Genomic DNA, 20,862 nt, shown 5'->3' with positions numbered 1-20,862 from the left:
TCCAGGATTCAATCTATCGCAGCAAAAAATAGTCATTCCCGCGAAGGCGGGAATCCATCCTGCTGTTGCCTGTCTGTTCTTGATGTCGCCGTCCAGGATTCAATCTGTCGCAGCAAAAAATAGTCATTCCCGCGAAGGCGGGAATCCATCCTTATGTTGGCTGTTTGAAAGTAAATGAAATCAGAAGGCAGGGGGATGGATTCAGGGCATGATCGGCGTCGTTTGGAAGGGGGGCCGGGCAGAGGGGAGCCCTCTGCCCGGCGTCTTTTACTTGGCGTATTCGTATCTTTTGGTCACGCGGTCGGAGAGCTGGGCGTGGGCGAAGCCTGCCTCGCGGGATTTGGCGAAACGCTCCTCGGCTTCCTGGCTGCACATGTCGCAGCCCTGAACCGGCACGTGCAGTCCCAGGGATTTGGGCGTTTTGGCGGTTTCGCTCTCGACGATGAGAAGTCCCGGGCAGTGCGGACAGTCCTTGAGACGCTCGACCTGGGTCTCGGTGATGTCGTCCGTGTCGTAGTAGATGGAGCGGCGGCGCGTGAAATATCCGCCCTCGCGCACGGCCTCCGAGGGCCTGGGGTTGAAGTAGACTTCCGGCAGCTGGTCGCACAGGGCTTCGAGATAGTCGATGGTGGATTTTTGTTCGCGAATCTTCTCCCGGTCCAGATCGGGTTCCTGCACGGCGGAGAAATCCACTCCGGCCAGCGCCAGACTGATGCCCAGGTTGACGTAGGGCAGCGCGCCCTTGATGGCGTATCCGCCTTCGAGCACCGCGATGTCTGGTTTGAGCATCTGGGTGAGCTTGGCGTAGCCTTGGGCCGTGAAGTTCATGTTGGTGATGGGGTCGGAGAAGTGGTTGTCCTGCCCGGCGGAGTTGATGATCAGGTCGGGTTTGAAGTGATCGAGGATGGGCATGACGATCCTCTCCACGGTCATGAGATAGCCTTCATCCGAGGTGCGCGGGGGCATGGGCACGTTGATGGTCCGGCCCAGGGCCTTGGGGCCGCCGGATTCCGAGGGGAAGCCCGTGCCGGGATAGATGGTGCGGCCGTCCTGATGCAGCGAGATGAAGAGCACGTCCGGGTCATGCCAGTAGATGTCCTGGGTGCCGTCGCCGTGGTGGCAGTCCGTGTCGATGATGGCCACGCGCAGGTTGCCGTAGTTCTCACGGATCCATTCGATCATGACCGCTTCGATGTTGATGTTGCAGAAGCCGCGGCTGCCGTGGACCGTGCGCATGGCGTGGTGCCCGGGAGGCCGGACCACCGCGAAGGCGCGTTGCCGTTCCTTTTGCATGACCAGCTGGGCCGCGCGGATGACTCCGCCGGCCGAGATGAAATGCGAATCCGTGCAGACGGACTTCACGCTGGGAAAGCAGAAATGGGCGCGCATGATGTCTTTTTCCTCGGCCACGAGGGGGCGGTATTCGCGGATGCCCTCGATGTCGAAGATGCCCTCTTCCCGGAACTGGTCCTGGGTGTAGAGCAGTCGCTCCTCCCGCTCGGGATGGGTGGGGGAGATGGCCCAGTCGAAGGCCGGGAAGAAAATGATGCCGAGGCTTGATTGTGCGGTGAGCATGGTCCCTCCGTTCAGGATGCCAGGATGGTGGTGACGCCGGGTCGCATCTGACAGCGGACACGGACGTTGCGGCCGATGGTGTAGTGCCCCTCGACCATGTTGAAGGCATCGGCCTGGATGACCTGGATGTCGCCTTCTTCTGCGGGAATGCCCTGACGGTCCAGCTCGGCCCGCAACATGGTGGTGGCGTCGTGCACGGCCTCTTCAAGGGTGTAGGTGCGCTTGACGGTCTTGTGGATGCCAAGGCCTGGCACGGTGAAGCTGCCGCGCGAGGTGTCCACGGTCAGGACCAGGGACTGGGTCGGCCGGGTCAGGCATGCGCCGATGGCGTTGGCCACTTCCGCGTGCTGCGGGGCCACCACGGGCAGGCCGAAGGCTTCTTCCAGGAGCGGGACCATGGCCACGGCCGGACCGCCGATGACCAGGATGCTCTTGGGACGCACGATCCGGTCCTCCAGAATTTCCTGGATGGTGTAGACCGGGCGGGCATTGATGGCCGCCAGGAAAGCCGCAACCTTTTTCTTGAGGATGTCCATGGCCAGGCTGACGGCCTGTTCGGCGCATTCACGGGCGGACAGGCCCTGGGTCATGGCCACTTCCTTGATGCCCTTGGCCGAGCGCTCCCGGTCGCCGAAAGAGGCGTGTCCGAGGACGTTCATGGCGTCCATGAGCGCCGGGGCGGGTCCGCCGGCAGCCATGCACGGGCCGTGGCGATCCGGTCCGACCCGCAGTTGGCCGTCGCGGGAGCTGATGAACGAGTCGCCGCCGATGCCGATGGATTCGACTTTTAGCGCCCGCACCAGGGTGGGGTGTTCGCCGATGGAGATGCCGTCGCGCTCCAGGAGCGGGACGCCGTCCAGGAGCACGGCCATGTCCGTGGTGGTGCCGCCGATGTCGAGGATCAGCGCGTCCTCCTGCACCGGCGAGGTGCTGAGGATGCCCATGACCGAGGCGGCAGGCCCGGAGAAGATGGACTGCACCGGGATCTCCCGGGCCAGCTTCAGGGGCATGGTCCCGCCGTCGGCTTTCACGATGTTGATGTCGGCCTGGATGTCCAGGTCTTTGAGGCTCTGCTCAAGGGCATCGGCAAAGGCGTTGAAGGTGCGCCAGACGGCCGAGTTGTAATAGACGGTGCTGATGCGCCGCCCGAAATTGAGGGATTCGGATACGCGGTGGCCCTGGGTCACGAAATCGGCTTGCGGGGCGAGGGCCTCGGCCATGGCCGTTTCCTGTTCGGGATTGCGCGTGCAGAACTTGCCCACCACTCCGTAGACGCGGATGCCCTCTTCGCGGCAGCGAGCGGCCATGGGCTTGATCTGGTCCACCCGGGCCTTGGCGGAGATGGCTCCGCGATGGTCGACGCATCCTGACAGGATATGGTACTGGGTGCCCAGCGCGTATGCTCCCGCGTCGATTCCCGGTCCGGGAATGACGAACATGCCCACTTTTTCGGTGTGGCCTGTGACGATGGAGTTGGTGGAAAGAGTGGTGCTCAGGTTGATGGTGCGGATTTCCGCGCCCTTGCAATCCTTCAGGATGGCGCACAACGCCTCGGTGATGGTCGCGAGCAGGTTGTCGTGATCCGTGGGGACCTTGGCCATGGCTTCCACCCGGCCGTCCCGGATGCAGACGCCGTCCGTGTGGGTTCCTCCGACATCGATTCCGATAAGCATAAGTCCGATCCTTGGGCTGACTGTTGGCCGCGACGGGTGCAGCGGCTCCCGGTCGCCTCGGCGATTCCTCAATGATCCTGAGGAGGAGGCGGAGGCTTGGGGCTTGTGTTTTTTTCAGGTCTGTCGCACCCCGGAGCGGGAACAAGGTGGCGGCGGGGCGAAGGCAGGAAACACAAGTTGCTTTTTCAAGTTGCATATTTACCGGACTGAAGACGAAGCGCAAGCAGAATTCAGTAAACGGAGGGAAATCATGGATAAACAGTTGGTGGACGGTTTTTTGGCCTGCGTGCGGCAGGCGGGCGGGGTGGTGCGCGCACAATGGAACGACGCCAAGGAGATCACCTTCAAGGGCCGCATCGATCTGGTCACCCAGACCGATCTGGCGGTGGAGAAGTTGTTGCTTGAGGGTTTGCCGGCGCTGCTTCCCGGCTCCACGGTCCTGGCCGAGGAATCGCACATGTCCCTTGATCCCGGCGCGCTGACCTGGATCGTCGATCCCGTGGACGGCACCACCAACTACGCTCACGGCCTGCCCATTGTCGCCGTGTCCGTGGCCCTGTGGAAGGAGGGACGGGTGGAGATGGGCGCGGTCTACGTGCCGATGCTCGAAGAGCTTTTCTGGGCGGTGCGCGGCCAGGGCGCCTTTCTGAACGGGACCCGCATCGGCGTCAGCCGCGAGGCAAGCATGCAGAATTCCCTCATCGCCACGGGATTCCCTTATTCCTTTTATACGGAGGTCGATGAGATCTGCCTGCGGCTGCAAAGGGTGCTGCTCGCTTCCCAGGGCATCCGGCGCCTGGGTTCGGCGGCCGTGGACCTGGCCTACACGGCCTGCGGACGGTTCGAGGGATATTACGAGACCGGCCTCAAGCCCTGGGACACAGCCGCCGGATGGCTGCTGGTGGAGGAAGCCGGGGGGAGGGTAGGCGGTCTGGACGGAGAGTACGGCCTTGGCGGCCACATGATCGTGGCCACCAACGGCCTAGTCCACGAGGACCTGCTGGCCTTGCTTCGTCTTGAGGACGCGGCGGACCGCGCCCTGTGATCAGGTGCCTGTTTTCAGGGAAGAGGAAAGAGGGATGAGGTCTCCCTTGGAATTGTACAGCGATCCGCTTTCCGCATCCTTGCTGGACGTTTCGCCGTCAGGGGACTGGTTCTTCTGCTGTCTCTTTTTCTGATGTCCCATGTCCCAGGAAAGCTGGCCTTCTCTCCATCTCCCCTGAGCCTGGGGTTTGTCCACGCGCAAACTCATCTTCGCCTCCTCGGCCGTCCATGGCCACGGGTATTGCGTCAAAAGGGGCGTCCATGCCCTGTATGACGTATCGGACGATCGGCGAAAAACTTGAATTTGCGCGCGCCAAGAAATGCAAAAGGCCCCGACTGCACGCACCCGGGGCCAGATTGCGGGACTTTCCCGCAATGAGCGTCATGTTCCGTTTCTCATCCCAGATCGTCGAGAATGGTGCCCCGGCCCGTATAGGTGGGCATGAGCACATCCTTTTGAAACGAGTATGAGTTCTGGGTTCTGTTTTGATGACGGTTCGTGTTCGCGTTCATGGTATCGAGCGTTTTGGTCACCACGGCCGCCCCGAATGTTTCCCTGTCAAAGGGCTGAGCATTCGAGGCACCTGCGCCGTTCATGTAGTCGAGGGTTTTCCCGACCACGGCGGCTCCGAAGGTCTGCTTTGCGTAGCCCTGGGAGATGCCCCCAAGGGTTCCTTCAATGTCCATAACTCCTCCCTTTGGTGTCGGAACATGACGCCTGATCAATCTTATCGGATGGAGTACATGAAAACTTGAGGTCGGGGAAGGGCCGCTGAGTCCTTGATTCGTGAGTCCAAAGGGACTGTCGCGGATGGCTTCAGGCGTCGAACCAGCGCAGCCCCGGCATGCCGGGCAGCAGCCCCTGCTTCGTGCAGCGCTCGCCGAAGAGGGCCAGGGAGGCCTGTTCGTCAGGCCCCAGCCCGTAACTCATGGCGCGCCAGTAGCGAAACAGGTCCGGACTGGTCAGCCAGGCCGGAAGCTCGGGCAGGCGGGACAGGGTTTCGAAATGGCTGTCTAGATCGGCGGTGATGGCGTTGATCTGCAAGCGCAGGCGGGCCAGCTGTTCGCGGGCGGCAGCGGAGAGCGCCCGGCGCACGATCCAGACCGCGAAAACAAAAGGCAGTCCGGTCCAGTTCGCCCACTCGGTGGCCAGGTCGACGACATGGTAGCCTGCGGGCGGATCTACGAAATGGCGCAGGGCGAGGTTGCCGATTTCCAGGAAGGGGCGTCCGGTGGACAGGCCGTGTCCGGGTTCGACGGTCATCCAATGCGGCTCGGGCAGCTTCCATTTCTGGGACCACAGAACCTTAAGAAGGGCGGTGGATGTGGCCGATGCCCCGGTCAGGCAGACCGGACCCGGGTTGTGGGCAAGCCACCCTGGCAGCTCTTCCAGGGGAACCGGAGAGAGAAAGAGGACGCTCTGGACTTCCTTCCGGGCGCAGATCGAGGCTCCGGGAAGGAGAACGTAATTTTCGGCGTGGAGAAGGTACTCGAAAGAAGAGGACGGCGAGATGTCCAGTTCGCCCTTGGCCAAAGCCCGGTTCAGCTCGCTGGGGTGATCGGGCACATAGTGAAAATCCGGACCTTCGGGGCAGGTCTTGGCCAGAAGGTGGAAAACGTGCCAGATGTTGAGATAGTCGATTCTGCCGATCTGAAGTGTCATGATAAATAAAAAAGGCGGGGCTTCCCCCGCCTTTCCTCATCTTGAGATGAACGCCTGGCTTACAGCTGAGCCATGAGGGTGGCGCGGATGTCGTCGATGGAACCTTCGCCGTCGAGTTCAATGTATTTGAAGCCGAATTCCTTGGACAGGTTCTTGTAATAATAGGAAGCGGCCAAGGTGCCGGTGGTGGTGTCGTAGTAGATGTTGTGACGCTTGTCGATGGCGTCTTCATCCTGGTCGTCGGCACGGGCGGTGAGCTCGCCGCCGCAGACGCGACACTTGTCGCCGTCGGGCTTGATGGCGTCGATGAAGATGTTGTTGGGATGGTTGTTGTCGTTCTTGCAGAGGCGGCGGCCCATGATGCGGTTCTTGGCCACTTCGCGGGGCAGGAGGATTTCAATGACGAAGTCCAGCTTTACGCCGTCGGCCTGCAGTGCTTCCCACAGCTTCTGGGCCTGCACGATGGAGCGGGGAAAGCCGTCCAGCAGCCAGCCGTTGGGGCTCGCGTTCTTGAGTACGTCGAGGACCATGGGGATGGTGATGTCGTCGGGAACGAGCTCGCCGCGATCGATGTAAGCCTTGGCCTTCAGGCCAAGCTCAGTGCCGCCGCCGATGTGCTTGCGGAAAATCGCGCCGGACTCGATGTGGTCCAGATCGTACTTCTTCTTCGCCAGGGAGCCCTGGGTTCCCTTGCCACTGCCATTGGGTCCGAAAATCAGAATATTCAAGGCGTAAACCTCCTGTAAAAAATTTCACAAAGTACTATAGCCAGCCCTTGAGCCTGTCAATCAAAGATCGGAAGCGCGCTTGTCAGGACTGATTGGGGTGCGTAGAGTCGTCATGAATCAGCACTGAACGGGGGGCGCATGGGACTTCTGGATGAATGGGGTAACGCGTTGGTGGAAGAGGGGCTGCGCGAGGCGGCCGACACGTTTTTCGGGGCGCGCACGGCCCTTGAGGAAGAGATCGCTTTTTTTGAAGCGCAGGTCGCCAAGCTCAAGCCCCAGGTTGAAAACATCCGGTCCTGGTTCGCGGGTCTCAACTGCCTGCTCGGGGCCGAAGCCGACTCCCGTCTTTTTTTTGATTCGCTGGGCGTGACCCTCGACGATCCGGCTCTGTACACGCACAAGGTTTGCAGCCTGCAATTCCGCAGGCCGCGCAGTTTCACCCGCAAGGGGCTTTTCGCCAAGACCGTATGGGAGATCTACGAACCGTTGGCGCGCATGATCGAATCCTACATGCACGGAACCCCCTACTCCGACCCGCTGCATCCCGGCCGGGTGATGATCACCGTCAATCATGACCAGCTGCGTAGGCTCGGCGAAGAGATCAACACCCGCGTCAAGACCGTCAACGAATCCAACCGCCCTTCCGAATCCCTGGCCTTTGCCAAGCGCATGGATCAGGCCCAGGTGCTCAAGGAGTCCGTGACCGGCGGCGGTGGACAGACCTGGACCCTGGACCGGGACCTGGCCTACGCGCCCCTGGTCTTCGAGGATTACGATTTGCCCGCCTTCCCGGATCTGCCGCTGGACTCCAAGGCCCGAGCGGCGCTTGAGGAATCCTGCGCCAAGATTTTCAGCCGCCGACGTGAGCATGTGGACGCCATTCTGGACGAGGTCTTCGATCCGGAAGACAAGACGATCTGCGTGCTGGACCGGACCGGGCATTGAGAAGGGCTGGACGGGGGCGTCGAAGCGGCCCCGGTCTGCTTTCCCCTCCTGAAAACGGCTGATTCGCACATCGTGAAGACGTATACGTCTTCTTCTCGATGGATATGATTTTTCGCAAGCGGGCTCCATCACATTTCAGAAGTCATGCAGGCCCGGGACGCTGTCCGGCAGGACTCCTGTCTGCTTCGCATATTTGGTTCAGGATTGTTTTTTCGTTCAAAGTCTGACAGGTTCACAATGGAAATTTCGAGTGATCGGACCGTGCAATCAAGGAGGCATTCAATGCAGGTGAAAGCGAGCGAACTCTTGGCGAGGATCGGGGAAATGTTCCCGGAAATAGAGAAGAACGGCGTTCAGACATCGTGTTATTACGAGGAAAAGACCGAAGCCTGGGTGGTCGAATTCACGCACGGGGACCACTCCCTGGAAACCCATCTGGACAAGAAGGATGTCGAGGACTGTCTGGCCGGAAGAAAATGCGTGCACATGGGCGTTCAGGTCGGACGATTCGTGGAAAGCTATTGCCTCAAGGATGACGTCTGCCCGACCGGCATCAAAAAATAATCTTCTGCCCGGACCGTTGGGACAAAAAAGCCGCGATCTCTAGGCAGGCCCAAGCGTCCGAAGGGAACAGGGGGATTTCAGCTTTACGCGGAAGTCCCTGTTTTTTTATGGCGATCAAATGCTGCCCCAGGTTCTTTTGGTGGCAGAGGGCCCGAAAGGTTTTGCCGGGCGCGCATCTGGATCATTCCGAGTTTTTTCCGATTTCGAGTCGGCTCCTTGATCAGACTTCATCACAGATTTCCGCGAGACTTTCTTTTATCCCCACACTGCCCAAAGCCCCGACCCCATCCTTGAAATACGCGTTCCATTTCGGCCCTCGGCCCTTGAGATCTTTGCAGGCGTTGCGCAGTGAGTCCGGATCATCTTCCATGAGCAGTTCGATGAGCTGTTGCGCCTGGAGCAGATCCTTGCGCTTTTTGGCTGTTTCGATCGAATTCCGTCGTTGCGAGACGATTATCTTGTGCAGTGCGAAGCGTGCGGGGGACGGGACCTGAGTGGGCGCGCCGCCGCCGACGAGCAGGATCGTTTCAACCGGATCCGCAACGAGGTAGTCGAGCAGTCTTTGCGGCTGTCCATGACTCCCGAGTTTCAAGGAGTGAATGGGTCCCCTGTCCGGATCGGTGAAGGGCATGAGCACGTCCAGGCGGATTTTGTCTTGATTGATGTAGGATACCGGCGGGGTTCGCGGGTCCATGCCGGGCACTTCGCGGAATGTTTCATCCAGCCCCGTAAGCACTTCCAGCAACGGGACGTTGACATTTTTTCCCACCGCAAGGGAGATTGTCTCGGCCTGGGTCATGTCGAGGTCCAGGGTGTGAAATGCGGATTGACCGAATTTTGCCCCGAGCATCGCGCCGTATGCCTGGAAAGCGATGGTCCCTACTACGAGTGCCCGCTCAAGTACGCCTGCCTCATGCAATCTAAGCAGAAGATTGGCCAGCTTGCCCGTTGGCGCGGCAACTCCTGACGATTTGAGCGTGCTGATTATCTCCATGCGTCCGTTGTATCCCGCCTTGGCCGCCTCGAACGCAGCCACCTTGGCGGCGAGACCCTGATCCTCGACAGGCCCGATATATTCGCGCTGCTGGTATTTTCCGGAGGTGGTTCGTCTGCTTTTCTGGAAATACCAGTGCTCCTGATCACCGACCGGCACCGTGACGATGCTGCCACTCAACGGCCATAGTTCGGGGCTTCGGGGTTCCGACCTGCACTGGTCGACAAGTTCGGCAAAGAGGCTGTGTGTGATGAGCGGAAGTCGTTTCATACTGCAACTATAATTCAATTTGAAAATGAAGTATAGTCGCGCGTGCGCAAACTCCTATCGCATTCGCCGTTTGCGGTAATATCTGTACAGCACCAGTTCCAGTACGATGAAGAGCGCGATGGGCACTGCCAGAAAGGCCAGGGTCACCAGGGCTCCGAGGCCCCGGTTGGAGGAGGTGATGAGCGGGAAGAGATAGCCGGTGAAGGACGCGACGCTGCCGCCTCCGATCAGAAAGACCAGAAAATATTCGGAAAAAGCCACCAGAAAGACCACGCTTCCGCCAGCGGCCATGGCCGGAAGCAGCAGTGGCATTTCAACCTCCAGAAAGACGGTCCACTTCGATGCTCCCAGATTGCGTGCGCAGATTCCGTACTCGCGGCCCATGAGCGAATAGCCCGTGGTCAGGGCGCGCAGCATGTACGGATAGCTGATCATGGACAGGACCAGGATCACGCCGGGTATGGTGTCGGCCAGGCCGATCTTGATGAAGATGAAGTGCAGGCCCATGGAGAAGGTCATGGCCGGAACCAGGGCCGGAAGCAGGAGCAGGCCTTCGAGCAGGTTCTTTCCGGCAAAGGATCCAAAGGCCAGTACCTGCGCCGGGAGGATGGTCATGGCCAGAGTCAGGGCCACCGTCGCCAGTGAATATCCGAGCGAGCCAGCCAGGGCGGTCAGGAAGGGGCCCGGACGGGCCGCGAGGAAGCGCAGTCCGTCGAGGGAAAGCTCCGGCCAAAGTTCCGGAAAGCGCCAGCCCGGAGCCCCGGCCTGCAAAATCAGCACGACGACCGGCAGCAGGAACATGAGGGCCAGGGCGATGATGGTCGGGGCGTGTCTCACAGCTTGCGCCTCCATCCGTCGAGATAGGCCGCGAAGCGGTTGTAGAGCATGGCGAAAAGACCGGCGAAGAGGAACATGAGCGTCAGGATGGCCATGGCCAGGGGGCGCTGGTCAAGGTCGCGCTGGAAAAAAATGTCGTAGACCCGGATGGAGAGCATGCCGGGGTGCGATTCGCCAAGCACGAAGGGGATGTCAAAAGAACCGAAGGCGTACAGAAAGAGGATGATGAAGGCGCTGTGCATCGCGGGCAGGAGCCGGGGCAGGGTCACGGACCAAAAGGTGCGCCACGGCCCGGCCCCGAGCATGCGCGCCGTCTGGACCAGCCTGACGTCGAAGCCGAAGAGCACGGCGCCGATCAGCAGCAGGGCAAACGGCACGCCCTTGATGAGAAATGCCATGATCATGCCCAGCCCGCTGCCCGTGTGCAGGATGTTCGGGAATTCCTCCGGGGAGGCGATGAGCCCCGTCTGAAAGAGGGCGGAAGATACAAGGCCCGTCCTGCCGAGGAAGAGAAGGACCAGAAACGCCACCGCCACGTGAGGCAGGATGAGCCCCACCTTGGAGACGACGCCCACCCGGCGCAGTCCGGGCGGCATGCGCCACAGGGCCAGAGCCAGGACGGTGCCGCCCAGCACCGAGCCTGCCGCCGAGACGAGGGCCACGAACAGGGACAGGCCAAGTGATTGGGCCATCGCCGGATCCTGGAGCAGGGTCCGGTAGTGGTCAAGGGTCGCCTCCCCTGTGCCCAGCGGCAGGAAGAGGCCCAGGCTCTGGGCCAGGGTCAGGGCCATGCCCGCGCAGAAGAGGGCGCAGTATGGAAGCAGCAGGGGCGCAAGGCCCCGGAGTGTCCGGCGATGCATTCTAGTGCCCGAGAATGAACGTGTCCCAGTCCCTTTCAAGAAGTTCCAGATATTCGGGGCTGATCTCCGGCACGGCTGCCGCGGAGAGGACGTCCATCCCGAGGGTGGCCGCGCCCAGATCGACCTCGTCAAAGGCCTTGCGCTGCGTCTCTTCGAGTTTTGTAACCTCGAGAGCGGGCAGGTCGCCCCAGTTTTCGGGCCTGAACTTGGAGAGCTGGGCCTCGGGACTCATCAGGAAATTGGCCAGGACCATGGCGCCCGCCTTGTTCGGGGCATTGAAGGGGATGGCCGTGAAGTGGGTGTTGAAGATGGCCCCCTCGGCCAGGACAAAGGTCCGCACCGTATCGGGGTAGGTCTTTTCCAGAATTTTCATCTGCGCGTGGGCCGGGTGGTAGGACATGGCCATGTCTATTTCGCCCCGCGCGAACAGGGTGTCCAGCGCGGCGGCGTCCTTGGGATAGGTCCGCCCCTGCTGCCACAGGTGGGGTTTGAGTTCGCCAAGCCAGTCAAAGGTCCTGGGGGCGTTCTTGGCGTAGAGCTCGGCGTTGAAGCCGTTCATGTACTGCTCGTGGCCGCCGGTTGTGGCGTAGAAGACCTGGCGCAGGAAGGCCGATCCCGTGAAATCCGGGGGCTGCGGGTAGGTGAAGCGCCCCGGGTTGGCCCTTATCCAGTCCGCAAGCTCGGCCAGGTTGGCCGGAGGCGTCGGCGTGCGGGCCGTGTCGTACTCGAAGACGAACTGGGCACGGCCGTAGGGTGCCTCGAAGCCGTTCACGGGGTAGCCGAAATCATGGGCCGATTTTTGCGGGTCGTACCAGGCCGAAAAGTTCGGCAGCCTGTCCGTGAAGGGTCCGAAGAGCACCCCGGCCTGCATGGAATTCTTGAAATTCTCGCCGTTGATCCACAGGAGGTCCATGGTCCCGGTGGTCTTGCCCGCGGCCTTCTCGGTCAACAGCTTGTTGACGAAGACCGGCGCGTCCATGGGCACCCGGACCACGTTCACGTCGTAAAGGCGTTTCATCTCGGAGGTCACGAAAGTGTCGACCCATTGATTGATCTGGGCGCTGCCTCCCCACATGTGCCAGCGCACCTCGGTGCCACGCACGGTCTTTTCCAGGCTCGCGATGTCCTGCTGCAGCACGGAGGTCTGTTCCGGGGCGTCGGAGCATCCGGCGGTCAGGGCCGCAAGGAGCATGATGAAAAGTAGTTTTATGCGCATGAATCCTCCGGAAGAGAGCCGCTGAAGATGGGCGGATACTGGTTTGAAACGCGGATGTGCATCCTGTCCCCTGGCTGCCCCATGGGTTCCAGGGCGTAGACCACGAGGTCCTGGTCCAGGACGCGCAGAGTGTAGCACAGGTAGTGCCCCGCGAAATGCGTGGCTGTTATGACGGCGGGGCCGTCCGGGTCCGGCTCCAGGCGCAGGGCTTCGGGCCGCAGTCGGCAGGTCTCAAGGCCCAGAAGACGGGCCAGGGGGGCGGTGATGGTGTTGACCGGCCCCAGAAAGCGCGCCGTTTCCATGTCCACGGGCCGCCGGTAGACGTCCAGCGGCGGCGCGTATTGACGCAGGCTGCCCCCGAGCATGACCCCGATGCGGTCGGACATGGCCAGCGCTTCCTGCAGGTCGTGGGTCACGCAGATCGTGGTGATGCCGAAGCTGCGCTGGGTGGAGCGGATGAAGAGGGCCGTCTCCATCTTCAGGTTGCGGTCGAGGTTGGCGAAGGGCTCGTCCAGAAGCAGCAGTGAGGGTTCAAGAACCATGGCCCTGGCAATGGCCACGCGCTGCTTCTGTCCGCCCGAGAGCTCTGACGGATAGGCATCCCGCCTGTCCTCAAGGTGGAAGTAGCCGAGCATGGGCATGACCTTGTCCCGGATGGCGTCCCTGGACATCTTCCGGGCCTTCAGGCCAAAGGCGATGTTCTGGAAGACCGTCATGTTCGGGAAGAGCACGTAGTCCTGAAAGACGAGGATGGCCTGCGGCTTCTTCCCTTCGCCGCCGAAGTGGCTGACGGTCCCGCTGTCGGCGGTCTCAAGCCCGGCGATGATGTGCAGCAGGGTCGTCTTGCCCGCCCCGGACGGCCCGACCAGGGAGACGAGGCTGCCCCGGGGCACGCCGAAGCTTATGTCCCGAAAGACCTCCATGCCGCCGAAGCGTTTGCCGAGGGCCGTGACCCGCAGCAGATCCGTCGTTTCGGCGTCAGCGTTCAAGAGCCTGGAAGTGACGCATGAAGCGTCGATCTATATAGTCTTTGATTAAAAATCCCAGCCAGTTGCGGAACATGAGCGGTCCCTTGCTGAAAATGGCCGTGTCGTCGCCCATGTTGAAGAGGAGCAGGTAGCTTCCGCCGGGATCGAAGCGCTGCAGCCTGGTTCCGTTCAGGCTGGCGCGGACATTGCGCAGCAGGACCGGGTTTTCGCGCACGGCATAGACGCCGACCTTGTCCAGAGCCTTGGGTTCGAAATCGATGCAGTCGCCGCCGCCGAAAATTTCAGGATGCTGCACGCTTTGCAGCCATTCGTTGACCAGCAGGCCTCCCGTGACTCCCGTGGGCAGTCCCGAGTCGGCAAAAATCCGTGAGGGGCGCACGCCCGTGGCCACGAAGACCATGTCCGGGTGATGATGTTTTCCGTTCTGGATGATGACGCCGTTGCGGATTTCGTCCACATAGCCGTCTTCATTGATAGTGATGTCCTGAAGAGTGAGGGAATCCCGGGCCATGGTCTGGATCTTTTCCGGAAAGCGGCCCAGGAGTTGGCGTCCTGCAAAGAGGGTGATTCGAGGCGCGTGCCGTCCGCGCAGTTTGGCGAGCTTGCGCACGTTGCCCGCGATTTCGAGCGCGGCCGGACCGCCGCCGACCACGGCCACATGGGGCCGTGTCCTGGCCGCGCAGAGGGATATCACGGCCCGCTGCGCTTCCTGCAGCCGTTCGATGGGCTTGACCGTGAAGATGTTCGACGTGTCGCCGTGGATATTGTCAAAGGGAATGAAGCTGCCCGCGTTGCATGACAGCACGTCGTATTCCAGGGTGCTGCCGGAGGCCAGGGTGACCTGCCGCTCGTCGGCGGCTATGTGCGTGACCTTGTCCCGCACGAAGGTTCCGCCCATGCTTTCGACAACCTGGCGGGTGGCGAAGCGGATCTCGTCCGGAGTGTAGGTCGTGCCGAGCATGCCTGGGCCCATGCCGGAATAATAATGAAAGTCCGACGGCTGTACGACGGTTACTTCGTGTCCTTCCCGGACCAGATCCCGCATGTGGGCCAGGATGGTCATATGTGCGTGGCCGCCTCCGGCCAGGAGCAATTTTTTACCCATGGTTTTCTCCCGTGGTGATATTTCAAAACCGGCAGTCTGCTTTCATATCTTTAACCATAATCATCGGGCGGATGCAATGATCTGACCCGATCCGGCCTGCCGCGCGGTTTGCCTGCCGGAAGGCAAAAGGGTTCAGTCCCGGCCGATGTCGCCGCCAAGATACCAGGCGTCGAAGAGATGCCGGGCGATGGTTTCGGCCGATGGCAGGGCCAGCTCGCCGGAATCGAGCAGGGCGGGGATTTCGTGACGTGCGAACCAGCGGGCGTCCTCGAGTTCGGCATCGTCGAGGTGAATTTCGGTGCTGGTCGCGCGGGCATGAAAGCCGAGCATGAGCGAACCGGAAAACGGCCAGGGCTGGGAGGAAAAATAGTGAATGTCACGCACCGTGACTCCCGTCTCCTCCATGACCTCGCGCAGGACCGCGTCCTCGGCGCTTTCCCCTGGCTCCACGTAGCCGGAGAGTGCCGAGTAGACCCGTGGTTGCCAGAGGGACTGACGGCCGAGCAGGCACCTGTCGCCCTGGCTGTCCCTGTGGTGCACCAGGACGATCATGGCCGGATTGACGCGGGGAAAATGCACCGCGCCGCATTCCGGGTTGGTGCATGTCTGGGCCGGTGAGCCTGGCCTTGGCATGGTGGGGTGGCCGCACAGGCCGCAGTAGCGGGCCAGACTGTGCCAGCCCGCGACGGCGCGGGCGTACCCGAGTAGGGCGGCCATTTGCCTTGGCAGCACGGCCGCGTGCCGACGCAGGGGGACGAAGGTCCCGAGGCTGCTCAGGCATTGGACCGTGCCGGCCGGGAGGCGTTCGATGTTGATGGCGAAATAGCTGCTGATGCCGTCGTCGCCCAGGAGCATGGCCTGCAGATGGGCCCGGTCGCATGCGCCAAGCATGGGCGGGGCCAGCAGGAGCGGTTCGAGGCGGGTCCCGTCGAAGAGGATCTCGTCCCCACGGACCACGACAAAGACGGCGCGCTTCGATGTCAGGCTTTTTTCCCAGCCCGGGGCATCGAGGGGAGCAGATGGTTTGCGGTTCAGGACCAGGCCGGCAAAGGTGTTGAGGGCGGAGCGTGAGTAATGATCCATGAGGCACTCGGGATGGGTCTGCGTGTTCGGCGCGGGTTGTGCGCGGGGCGTACTCAGCGTTGTGCCCTGCTTTTGAACCTGCGGCAATAGGTGCAGTGGCGGCAGACCTCTTCCACGAGCCTGCCCGCCGCGAAACCGGCGGTCATGGCCCTGGCCCGTGGCGAATCCAGGATGGCGGCAAGCTGGGCATCGTGGATGTTGCCCAGGGCGAGCCTTGCGTCCGCGTCGAGACAGCACGGGCAGACCGTGCCGTCGACCAGGATGGCGCAGTGGGTGGACAGGGCGTGGCAGAACCCGCGCGATCTTTCCTGCGTGGTCAGGTCGCCCGGCCATTCGAAGACCGTGTCCGTGTGCAGATAGATGCGGCCCAGCAGCCGTGAGCTCTTGCGTCCCGGCGCAGGGGGCTGGATTTCGCGGTCAAGGGCGGCTGCGATGCGTTGCAGGATGGCCGCGTTGAATTGGCTGTGCTCGGGAGATCCGAGGTTTTGCAGGGTCCAGAGTCGCAAGTTGATGAAGAGCTCTGGCCGCGCATCCGCCGCGCGCAGGCTGAATTCAAGGATGCGTTCCAGGGTGTCGTGGTCAAGGCCCTCGCCTCGGCGCAGGGACTGCATGGAGAAATTGATCTGTCGCAGGGCCCGCGCCCGCATCAGCATGTCCGCCTTGCCGTGGAGCAGGGCGGCGTTGGTGGTCAGGTTGACCCCGATCCCTGCCGCCGCGCACAGTTCAAGGATGGTCTCAAGGTGCGGATGCAGGAGCGGTTCGCCCATGACGTGCAGGCATATCTGATCCGTGAGCGGCGCGAGCTGATCCAGGACGCGACTGAAGAACTCGGGGGCCATGCTCGCTGGGGGGCGTGTCGTTCCGGCGCAGAAGTCGCAACGCAGGTTGCAGATGTTGGTGATCTCGACATAGACACGCTGAAATCGCAGGGATCGGGCGGACGTCACGCGTGCTCCGTGGTCCGGGCGTCTTCCGGGCTGGATGGCGCGGGACGGGGCGCGGCGATGTTCGGTCGGCTGGCGGTCGGCATGGGCAGGAGGGTGCGCACGTGATTTTCCCTTTGGACGAAAAAGCCCCCGTCGCGAGACGAGGGCCGGGTTTGACTGCAGGAAGGGCCTGCCCCTTTCGGGCGCGGCGCGGTCTGGAATCAGAGGGTGTAGAGTTCGTCTCCGGACAGGATGCGCACGTTGTTCTTCTGCAAGACCTCGATGGCCTGGTCCGTGCGGTCGAAACGGAAGATGAGGATGGCGTTGCGGCCGCTCTGGGTCACGAAGGCGTACATGTACTCCACGTTCACCCCTCCGGCGTTGAGCATCTCCAGGATGGTGTGCAGTCCGCCGGGACGATCGCCCACCTCGGCGGCCACGACATTGGTGCGGCCCACGGTGAAGCCCTTGGCCTTGAGCACTTCCTTGGCCTTTTCGTTGTCGGTCACGATGAGGCGCAGGATGCCGAAATCGGAGGTGTCGGCCAGGGACAGGGCGCGGATATTGATCTGGTTTTCGGCCAGGGTCTTGGTCACTTCGGCCAGGCGGCCGGCTCTGTTTTCCAGAAAAACGGAAATCTGTTCAACTTTCATGGTTCCTCCCGGTCTGGGGTGGGGGACGCCCGGTGGCGCCTGCCCTGTTGATTACGAGTTGCGCAGGTCGATGATGCGTTTGGCCTTACCTTCGGAGCGTTCGATACTCTGCGGTTCGGACAGGGTCACCTTGGCGGTGACGCCCAGGAATTCCTTGATATTTTTTTGTATCTTGGCTTCGATACGCTGTAAATGCCTGATCTCGTCCGAGAAGAGCTTTTCGTCCACCTCGACCTTGACCTCAAGCATGTCCAGGCTGCCCTGACGGGTCAGGATGAGCTGGTAATGCGGGGCCACGCCCTGGGTTTCGAGCAGGATGGTCTCGATCTGCTGCGGGAACACGTTCACGCCGCGGATGATGAGCATGTCGTCGCTGCGGCCCTGGATGCGCGAGATGCGCCGGTGGGTGCGGCCGCACCGGCAGGGGATGGCCTCGATGCGCGTGATGTCGCGGGTGCGGTAGCGGATCAGCGGCTGTGCTTCCTTGGTGATGGTGGTGATGACCAGTTCGCCGGATTCGCCCAGAGGCAGCTGCTCGCCCGTATCGGGATCGATGATCTCGATGAGGAAATGGTCTTCCCAGATGTGCAGGCCGTCCTGGGCGTCGCAGCATTCCATGCCCACCCCCGGGCCCATGATTTCGGACAGGCCGTAGATGTCGAGGGCCTTTATCTGCAGCTTGGATTCGATCTCGGAGCGCATCTTTTCGCTCCAGGGTTCGGCGCCGAAGATGCCCGTGTGCAGCTTCAGGTCGGAGATGCTCATGCCCGCCGCGAGGATCGATTCGTACAGGAAGAGCGCGTAGGACGGGGTGCTGCACAGGATGGTCGAGCCGAAGTCGCGCATGAGCATGACCTGTCGCCTGGTGCCGCCGCCGGATATGGGCAGGATGGTCGCTCCCAGGCGCTCCACGCCGTAGTGCATGCCGAGGCCTCCGGTGAAGAGGCCGTAGCCGTATGCGTTGTGCACGATGTCGCGGCGGCTGGCCCCGGCGCACATGAGGGAGCGGGCCATCAGCTCGGCCCAGGTGTTCACGTCGCGCTGGGTGTAGCCGACCACGGTGGCCTTGCCCGTGGTGCCGGAGGAGGCGTGCACGCGCACGACATTGTCGCGGGGCACGGCGAAGAGGCCGAAGGGATAGTTGTTGCGCAGGTCCTGTTTCTCGGTGAAGGGCAGGTACTTCAGGTCGTCCAGGGAGCGGATCTGCTCGGGCCGGACGTTCATCTCGTTGAATCTGGCCTGGTAGAAGGGTACGTTGTAGTAGACCTTTTCAACCATGGCCTTGAGCCGCCTGAGCTGCAGGCCTTCCAGTTCTTCCCGGGGCATGGTTTCGTTCGAAACATCGTAAAGCATGGTTGATCCTCCAGGTAAAAAAAATGAAAAAAGCCGTGAACAAGGGGCTGTTCACGGCAATTTGAATCATTCGCGCGGCGTGCGCTACACCGTGGCCCCCTCACCGAAGGGGCTTCTAAATATCAGGAAAAGGTCTGAATCGATAATATACTGCATTGAAGATCTATGCCTTGACCCGCCGCATTCGTCAAGGTTTGCCTCATTGCCCTGCATGGAGAATTGACGTAGAAAATATGAGTTTGAGCGATAAAATAGCATACGGAGTGTAAGCGAACCTTATGGAAGAAAAGATTGAACAGATCGTGACCTGGCTTTCGGACAAGAAAGGAACGAATATCAAAGCCCTTGACGTGCGGGGATTTTCCCCCCTGACCGAGACCATGATCTTTGTCACGGCCAGATCGGCCAAGCATGCCCAGTCCCTGGCGGACGAAGTCATGCAGCGCCTCGCGGAAAGGAAATGGGAATTTTTCGGCGTCGAGGGAATGCAGAGCGGCCAATGGGTGCTGGTCGATTGCAACGACGTCATCGTGCATGTTTTTCAGGACGAGATGCGCTCCATGTACAACGTCGAGGGGCTTTACTCGCAGGCCACGGTTCTTGAGCTGCCCGCGAGCGTCTCGGCCGGGGAAGGAAAATGAAAAAGCCCTGCGTGCTCCTCATTCTGGACGGTTGGGGCAAGGCCGCCCCTGGTCCGGGGAACGCCGTCAGCCAGGCCCGCACACCGCGCATGGAAGCGCTGCTCTCCGCCCACCCCAAGGGAGAGCTTAAGTGCATGGGCCGGGACGTCGGCCTGCCTGACGGACAGATGGGCAACTCGGAGGTCGGGCACCTGAATCTTGGCGCGGGGCGTATAGTCTATCAGGACATCATGCGCATCAACCTGGCCATAGAGGACGGTTCCCTGGCCGCCAACCCCGTACTGGCCGAGCTTGCGGGCGCGGCCAAGGGGGGCTCGGGGCGCGTGCATCTCATGGGCCTGGTCTCCGATGGCGGGGTGCACAGCATGCAGGATCATCTCGTGGCGCTGATCCAGGCCTTGAGCGATCAGGGCGTGGCGGACATCTGCGTGCACGCGTTTCTGGATGGCCGGGATACGCCGCCGCGCAGCGGGCTGGGCTACATAAAGGCCCTGGAAGCCGATCTGGCCCGCATTGGCGCGGGGCGCATCGTTTCGGTCTCGGGGCGCTACTATGCCATGGACCGGGACCAGCGCTGGGATCGGGTCGAGCTGGCTTACGCGGCCATGACCGATGGCCGGGGCCTGACCGCCCCGAGCGCGGTCGATGCGGTCAGCGACGGATACGAGGCCGGAGAGAACGACGAGTTTGTGAAACCCCGCGTGATCCTGCGCGATGGGCGGCCTTCGGGCCTGATCGAAGACGGCGACGCCGTGCTCTTCTTCAACTTCAGGGCCGACCGGGCGCGTGAGCTGACCCGTGCCCTGAACGAGGATGGCTTCACCGGGTTCGCGCGGCCGCGCAAGATCGCCCTGTCGCGCTTCGTGACCATGACCCGCTACGAAAAGGATTTTGGCCTGCCCGTGCTCTTTCCGCCGGTCAGCCTGGACCGTATCCTGGGCCAGGTCGTGTCCGAGCGGGGCATGCGTCAGCTGCGCACGGCCGAGACGGAAAAATACGCCCACGTGACCTACTTTTTCAACGGCGGCCAGGAAACGCCTTTTCCCGGAGAGGACCGCGAACTTCTGCCCTCACCCAAGGACGTGCCCACCTACGATTTCAAGCCGGAGATGAGCGTGTACAAGGTCACGGACACTCTTGTTAAGGCGCTGGAGTCGGGGAACTACGACATGGTGATCTGCAATTTCGCCAACCTGGACATGGTCGGACACACCGGGGTCATCCCTGCCGCCATCAAGGCCTGCGAGGCCGTGGATCAGTGTCTGGGGCGGGTCATGGACTGCGTGGTGAAGATGGGAGGTACTCTGTTGGTCACGGCGGACCACGGCAACGCCGAGGATATGCTGGACGCGCAGGGCAACGTGAAGACTTCCCACAGCCTGAATCCCGTGCCTTTCGTTTATTTGGGGCCGGGAAACTTCAGGGTGCGCGACGGTCGCCTGGCCGATGTGGCGCCGACCATTCTGGCCATTCTCGGGATTGAAAAGCCCGTGGAGATGACCGGAGAGAGCCTGCTGCTGCCGCTCTGATCAGAAGGCGCGCGAACGAAATAGTCCCCGTGACAGGGGAAAACGATCCGCCGGGAAACCGGCGGTTTTTTTTTGTGTGGGCTGGAGAGGCGGGCCTTGTTGGCCCGGTCAGGCCGCTTCGAAACTCCCTCGCGGGCCTCGTACGGCGTAATCGTTGCGTGCAGGGCGTAAAAGCGGAGCAGGACGAGCGGCAACGATTCCGCCAACGATGCCA

Annotated in this window: 21 protein-coding genes; 5 read left to right on the top strand and 16 right to left on the bottom strand. The window is 61.8% G+C overall.

Going from position 1 to position 20,862, the window contains the following annotated elements; genetic code table 11:
- Window positions 1-267 precede the first annotated feature (267 nt).
- Both H4684_RS08455 and H4684_RS08450 read right to left on the bottom strand, forming a co-directional pair.
- Window positions 268-1,575, bottom strand: coding sequence for a histone deacetylase family protein (locus H4684_RS08455; protein WP_192623449.1), 1,308 nt, complete (start codon window positions 1,573-1,575; stop codon window positions 268-270).
- Between the two features lie 11 nt (window positions 1,576-1,586).
- On the bottom strand, window positions 1,587-3,248 hold the full coding sequence (locus tag H4684_RS08450) for a hydantoinase/oxoprolinase family protein (RefSeq protein WP_192623448.1): 1,662 nt from the start codon (window positions 3,246-3,248) through the stop codon (window positions 1,587-1,589).
- Between the two features lie 250 nt (window positions 3,249-3,498).
- Between H4684_RS08450 and H4684_RS08445 the strand changes: the two genes are divergently transcribed.
- A complete protein-coding gene (locus H4684_RS08445) occupies window positions 3,499-4,293 on the top strand; it encodes an inositol monophosphatase family protein (RefSeq protein ID WP_192623447.1) in 795 nt (264 codons plus the stop codon).
- Here H4684_RS08445 and H4684_RS08440 read toward each other — a convergent pair whose 3' ends face one another.
- The 4 genes from H4684_RS08440 to H4684_RS08425 form a co-directional block, all read right to left on the bottom strand.
- On the bottom strand, window positions 4,294-4,500 hold the full coding sequence (locus H4684_RS08440) for a hypothetical protein (protein ID WP_192623446.1): 207 nt from the start codon (window positions 4,498-4,500) through the stop codon (window positions 4,294-4,296). It abuts the gene before it with no gap.
- 188 nt (window positions 4,501-4,688) lie between these two features.
- Complete coding sequence (locus tag H4684_RS08435; RefSeq protein WP_192623445.1) at window positions 4,689-4,979, bottom strand: hypothetical protein; 291 nt, start codon at window positions 4,977-4,979, stop codon at window positions 4,689-4,691.
- A 130-nt stretch (window positions 4,980-5,109) separates the two neighbouring features.
- Window positions 5,110-5,955 carry a menaquinone biosynthetic enzyme MqnA/MqnD family protein gene (locus H4684_RS08430; protein ID WP_192623444.1) on the bottom strand — a complete coding sequence of 282 codons (846 nt, stop codon included), beginning with the start codon at window positions 5,953-5,955 and terminating at the stop codon, window positions 5,110-5,112.
- A 59-nt stretch (window positions 5,956-6,014) separates the two neighbouring features.
- Window positions 6,015-6,683: an adenylate kinase gene (locus H4684_RS08425; RefSeq protein WP_092194392.1), complete on the bottom strand. Its 669-nt coding sequence runs from the start codon at window positions 6,681-6,683 to the stop codon at window positions 6,015-6,017.
- Window positions 6,684-6,821: 138 nt separating this feature from the next.
- Here H4684_RS08425 and H4684_RS08420 point away from each other — a divergent pair, with 138 nt between their 5' ends.
- The gene (locus H4684_RS08420) at window positions 6,822-7,628 is read left to right on the top strand and encodes a hypothetical protein (protein WP_092194390.1); all 807 of its coding nucleotides are present in this window, start codon (window positions 6,822-6,824) and stop codon (window positions 7,626-7,628) included.
- Between the two features lie 282 nt (window positions 7,629-7,910).
- A complete protein-coding gene (locus tag H4684_RS08415) occupies window positions 7,911-8,192 on the top strand; it encodes a hypothetical protein (protein ID WP_092194388.1) in 282 nt (93 codons plus the stop codon).
- 220 nt (window positions 8,193-8,412) lie between these two features.
- On the opposite strand, the gene H4684_RS08410 is transcribed toward H4684_RS08415, so the two are convergent.
- The 10 genes from H4684_RS08410 to H4684_RS08365 form a co-directional block, all read right to left on the bottom strand.
- Window positions 8,413-9,456 (bottom strand): GSU2403 family nucleotidyltransferase fold protein, encoded by a 1,044-nt coding sequence (locus tag H4684_RS08410; RefSeq protein ID WP_192623443.1) that lies wholly within the window; start codon window positions 9,454-9,456, stop codon window positions 8,413-8,415.
- 54 nt (window positions 9,457-9,510) lie between these two features.
- Window positions 9,511-10,293, bottom strand: a complete 783-nt coding sequence (locus tag H4684_RS08405) for an ABC transporter permease (RefSeq protein WP_092193598.1) — start codon at window positions 10,291-10,293, stop codon at window positions 9,511-9,513.
- Window positions 10,290-11,153: an ABC transporter permease gene (locus tag H4684_RS08400; RefSeq protein WP_192623442.1), complete on the bottom strand. Its 864-nt coding sequence runs from the start codon at window positions 11,151-11,153 to the stop codon at window positions 10,290-10,292. The genes H4684_RS08405 and H4684_RS08400 overlap by 4 nt, the downstream gene beginning before the upstream one ends.
- 1 nt (window position 11,154) lies before the next feature.
- Window positions 11,155-12,369 (bottom strand): ABC transporter substrate-binding protein, encoded by a 1,215-nt coding sequence (locus tag H4684_RS08395; RefSeq protein WP_192623441.1) that lies wholly within the window; start codon window positions 12,367-12,369, stop codon window positions 11,155-11,157.
- Complete coding sequence (locus tag H4684_RS08390) at window positions 12,360-13,358, bottom strand: ABC transporter ATP-binding protein (RefSeq protein WP_225940329.1); 999 nt, start codon at window positions 13,356-13,358, stop codon at window positions 12,360-12,362. Before H4684_RS08390 ends, H4684_RS08395 begins: the two co-directional genes overlap by 10 nt.
- Window positions 13,348-14,463, bottom strand: a complete 1,116-nt coding sequence (locus tag H4684_RS08385) for an NAD(P)/FAD-dependent oxidoreductase (RefSeq protein WP_192623440.1) — start codon at window positions 14,461-14,463, stop codon at window positions 13,348-13,350. Before H4684_RS08385 ends, H4684_RS08390 begins: the two co-directional genes overlap by 11 nt.
- Before the next feature lie 132 nt (window positions 14,464-14,595).
- Entirely contained in the window at window positions 14,596-15,546 is a 951-nt protein-coding gene (nudC, locus tag H4684_RS08380; protein WP_192623439.1) for an NAD(+) diphosphatase, read from the bottom strand.
- A gap of 53 nt (window positions 15,547-15,599) precedes the next feature.
- Entirely contained in the window at window positions 15,600-16,493 is an 894-nt protein-coding gene (locus tag H4684_RS08375) for a radical SAM/SPASM domain-containing protein (RefSeq protein WP_192623438.1), read from the bottom strand.
- A gap of 200 nt (window positions 16,494-16,693) precedes the next feature.
- Window positions 16,694-17,125, bottom strand: coding sequence for an ACT domain-containing protein (locus H4684_RS08370; protein WP_092193604.1), 432 nt, complete (start codon window positions 17,123-17,125; stop codon window positions 16,694-16,696).
- Between the two features lie 51 nt (window positions 17,126-17,176).
- Window positions 17,177-18,478, bottom strand: coding sequence for a phenylacetate--CoA ligase family protein (locus tag H4684_RS08365; RefSeq protein WP_192623437.1), 1,302 nt, complete (start codon window positions 18,476-18,478; stop codon window positions 17,177-17,179).
- A gap of 278 nt (window positions 18,479-18,756) precedes the next feature.
- Here H4684_RS08365 and rsfS point away from each other — a divergent pair, with 278 nt between their 5' ends.
- Together rsfS and gpmI are read left to right on the top strand one after the other, a co-directional pair.
- A complete protein-coding gene (gene rsfS, locus H4684_RS08360) occupies window positions 18,757-19,119 on the top strand; it encodes a ribosome silencing factor (RefSeq protein WP_092193606.1) in 363 nt (120 codons plus the stop codon).
- Window positions 19,116-20,648, top strand: a complete 1,533-nt coding sequence (gene gpmI, locus H4684_RS08355) for a 2,3-bisphosphoglycerate-independent phosphoglycerate mutase (RefSeq protein ID WP_192623436.1) — start codon at window positions 19,116-19,118, stop codon at window positions 20,646-20,648. The genes rsfS and gpmI overlap by 4 nt, the downstream gene beginning before the upstream one ends.
- The last annotated feature ends 214 nt before the right edge of the window (window positions 20,649-20,862 follow it).

It is taken from the genome of Desulfomicrobium macestii, from assembly GCF_014873765.1.
Lineage (GTDB): Bacteria > Desulfobacterota > Desulfovibrionia > Desulfovibrionales > Desulfomicrobiaceae > Desulfomicrobium > Desulfomicrobium macestii.
Note: the sequence above shows the minus strand (reverse complement) of the source record. Positions and strands in the feature narration are given on the sequence as shown.

What these genes read in the sequence shown, in the direction of transcription:
- H4684_RS08400 (WP_192623442.1), bottom strand. Translation starts at nt 11,153, where the DNA reads ATGCATCGCCGGACACTCCGGGGCCTTGCGCCCCTGCTGCTTCCATAC.
- H4684_RS08370 (WP_092193604.1), bottom strand. Translation starts at nt 17,125, where the DNA reads ATGAAAGTTGAACAGATTTCCGTTTTTCTGGAAAACAGAGCCGGCCGC.
- H4684_RS08365 (WP_192623437.1), bottom strand. Translation starts at nt 18,478, where the DNA reads ATGCTTTACGATGTTTCGAACGAAACCATGCCCCGGGAAGAACTGGAA.
- H4684_RS08415 (WP_092194388.1), top strand. Translation starts at nt 7,911, where the DNA reads ATGCAGGTGAAAGCGAGCGAACTCTTGGCGAGGATCGGGGAAATGTTC.
- nudC (WP_192623439.1), bottom strand. Translation starts at nt 15,546, where the DNA reads ATGGATCATTACTCACGCTCCGCCCTCAACACCTTTGCCGGCCTGGTC.
- H4684_RS08435 (WP_192623445.1), bottom strand. Translation starts at nt 4,979, where the DNA reads ATGGACATTGAAGGAACCCTTGGGGGCATCTCCCAGGGCTACGCAAAG.
- H4684_RS08440 (WP_192623446.1), bottom strand. Translation starts at nt 4,500, where the DNA reads ATGAGTTTGCGCGTGGACAAACCCCAGGCTCAGGGGAGATGGAGAGAA.
- H4684_RS08395 (WP_192623441.1), bottom strand. Translation starts at nt 12,369, where the DNA reads ATGCGCATAAAACTACTTTTCATCATGCTCCTTGCGGCCCTGACCGCC.
- H4684_RS08420 (WP_092194390.1), top strand. Translation starts at nt 6,822, where the DNA reads ATGGGACTTCTGGATGAATGGGGTAACGCGTTGGTGGAAGAGGGGCTG.
- H4684_RS08455 (WP_192623449.1), bottom strand. Translation starts at nt 1,575, where the DNA reads ATGCTCACCGCACAATCAAGCCTCGGCATCATTTTCTTCCCGGCCTTC.
- H4684_RS08410 (WP_192623443.1), bottom strand. Translation starts at nt 9,456, where the DNA reads ATGAAACGACTTCCGCTCATCACACACAGCCTCTTTGCCGAACTTGTC.
- rsfS (WP_092193606.1), top strand. Translation starts at nt 18,757, where the DNA reads ATGGAAGAAAAGATTGAACAGATCGTGACCTGGCTTTCGGACAAGAAA.
- H4684_RS08445 (WP_192623447.1), top strand. Translation starts at nt 3,499, where the DNA reads ATGGATAAACAGTTGGTGGACGGTTTTTTGGCCTGCGTGCGGCAGGCG.
- H4684_RS08385 (WP_192623440.1), bottom strand. Translation starts at nt 14,463, where the DNA reads ATGGGTAAAAAATTGCTCCTGGCCGGAGGCGGCCACGCACATATGACC.
- H4684_RS08430 (WP_192623444.1), bottom strand. Translation starts at nt 5,955, where the DNA reads ATGACACTTCAGATCGGCAGAATCGACTATCTCAACATCTGGCACGTT.
- H4684_RS08450 (WP_192623448.1), bottom strand. Translation starts at nt 3,248, where the DNA reads ATGCTTATCGGAATCGATGTCGGAGGAACCCACACGGACGGCGTCTGC.
- gpmI (WP_192623436.1), top strand. Translation starts at nt 19,116, where the DNA reads ATGAAAAAGCCCTGCGTGCTCCTCATTCTGGACGGTTGGGGCAAGGCC.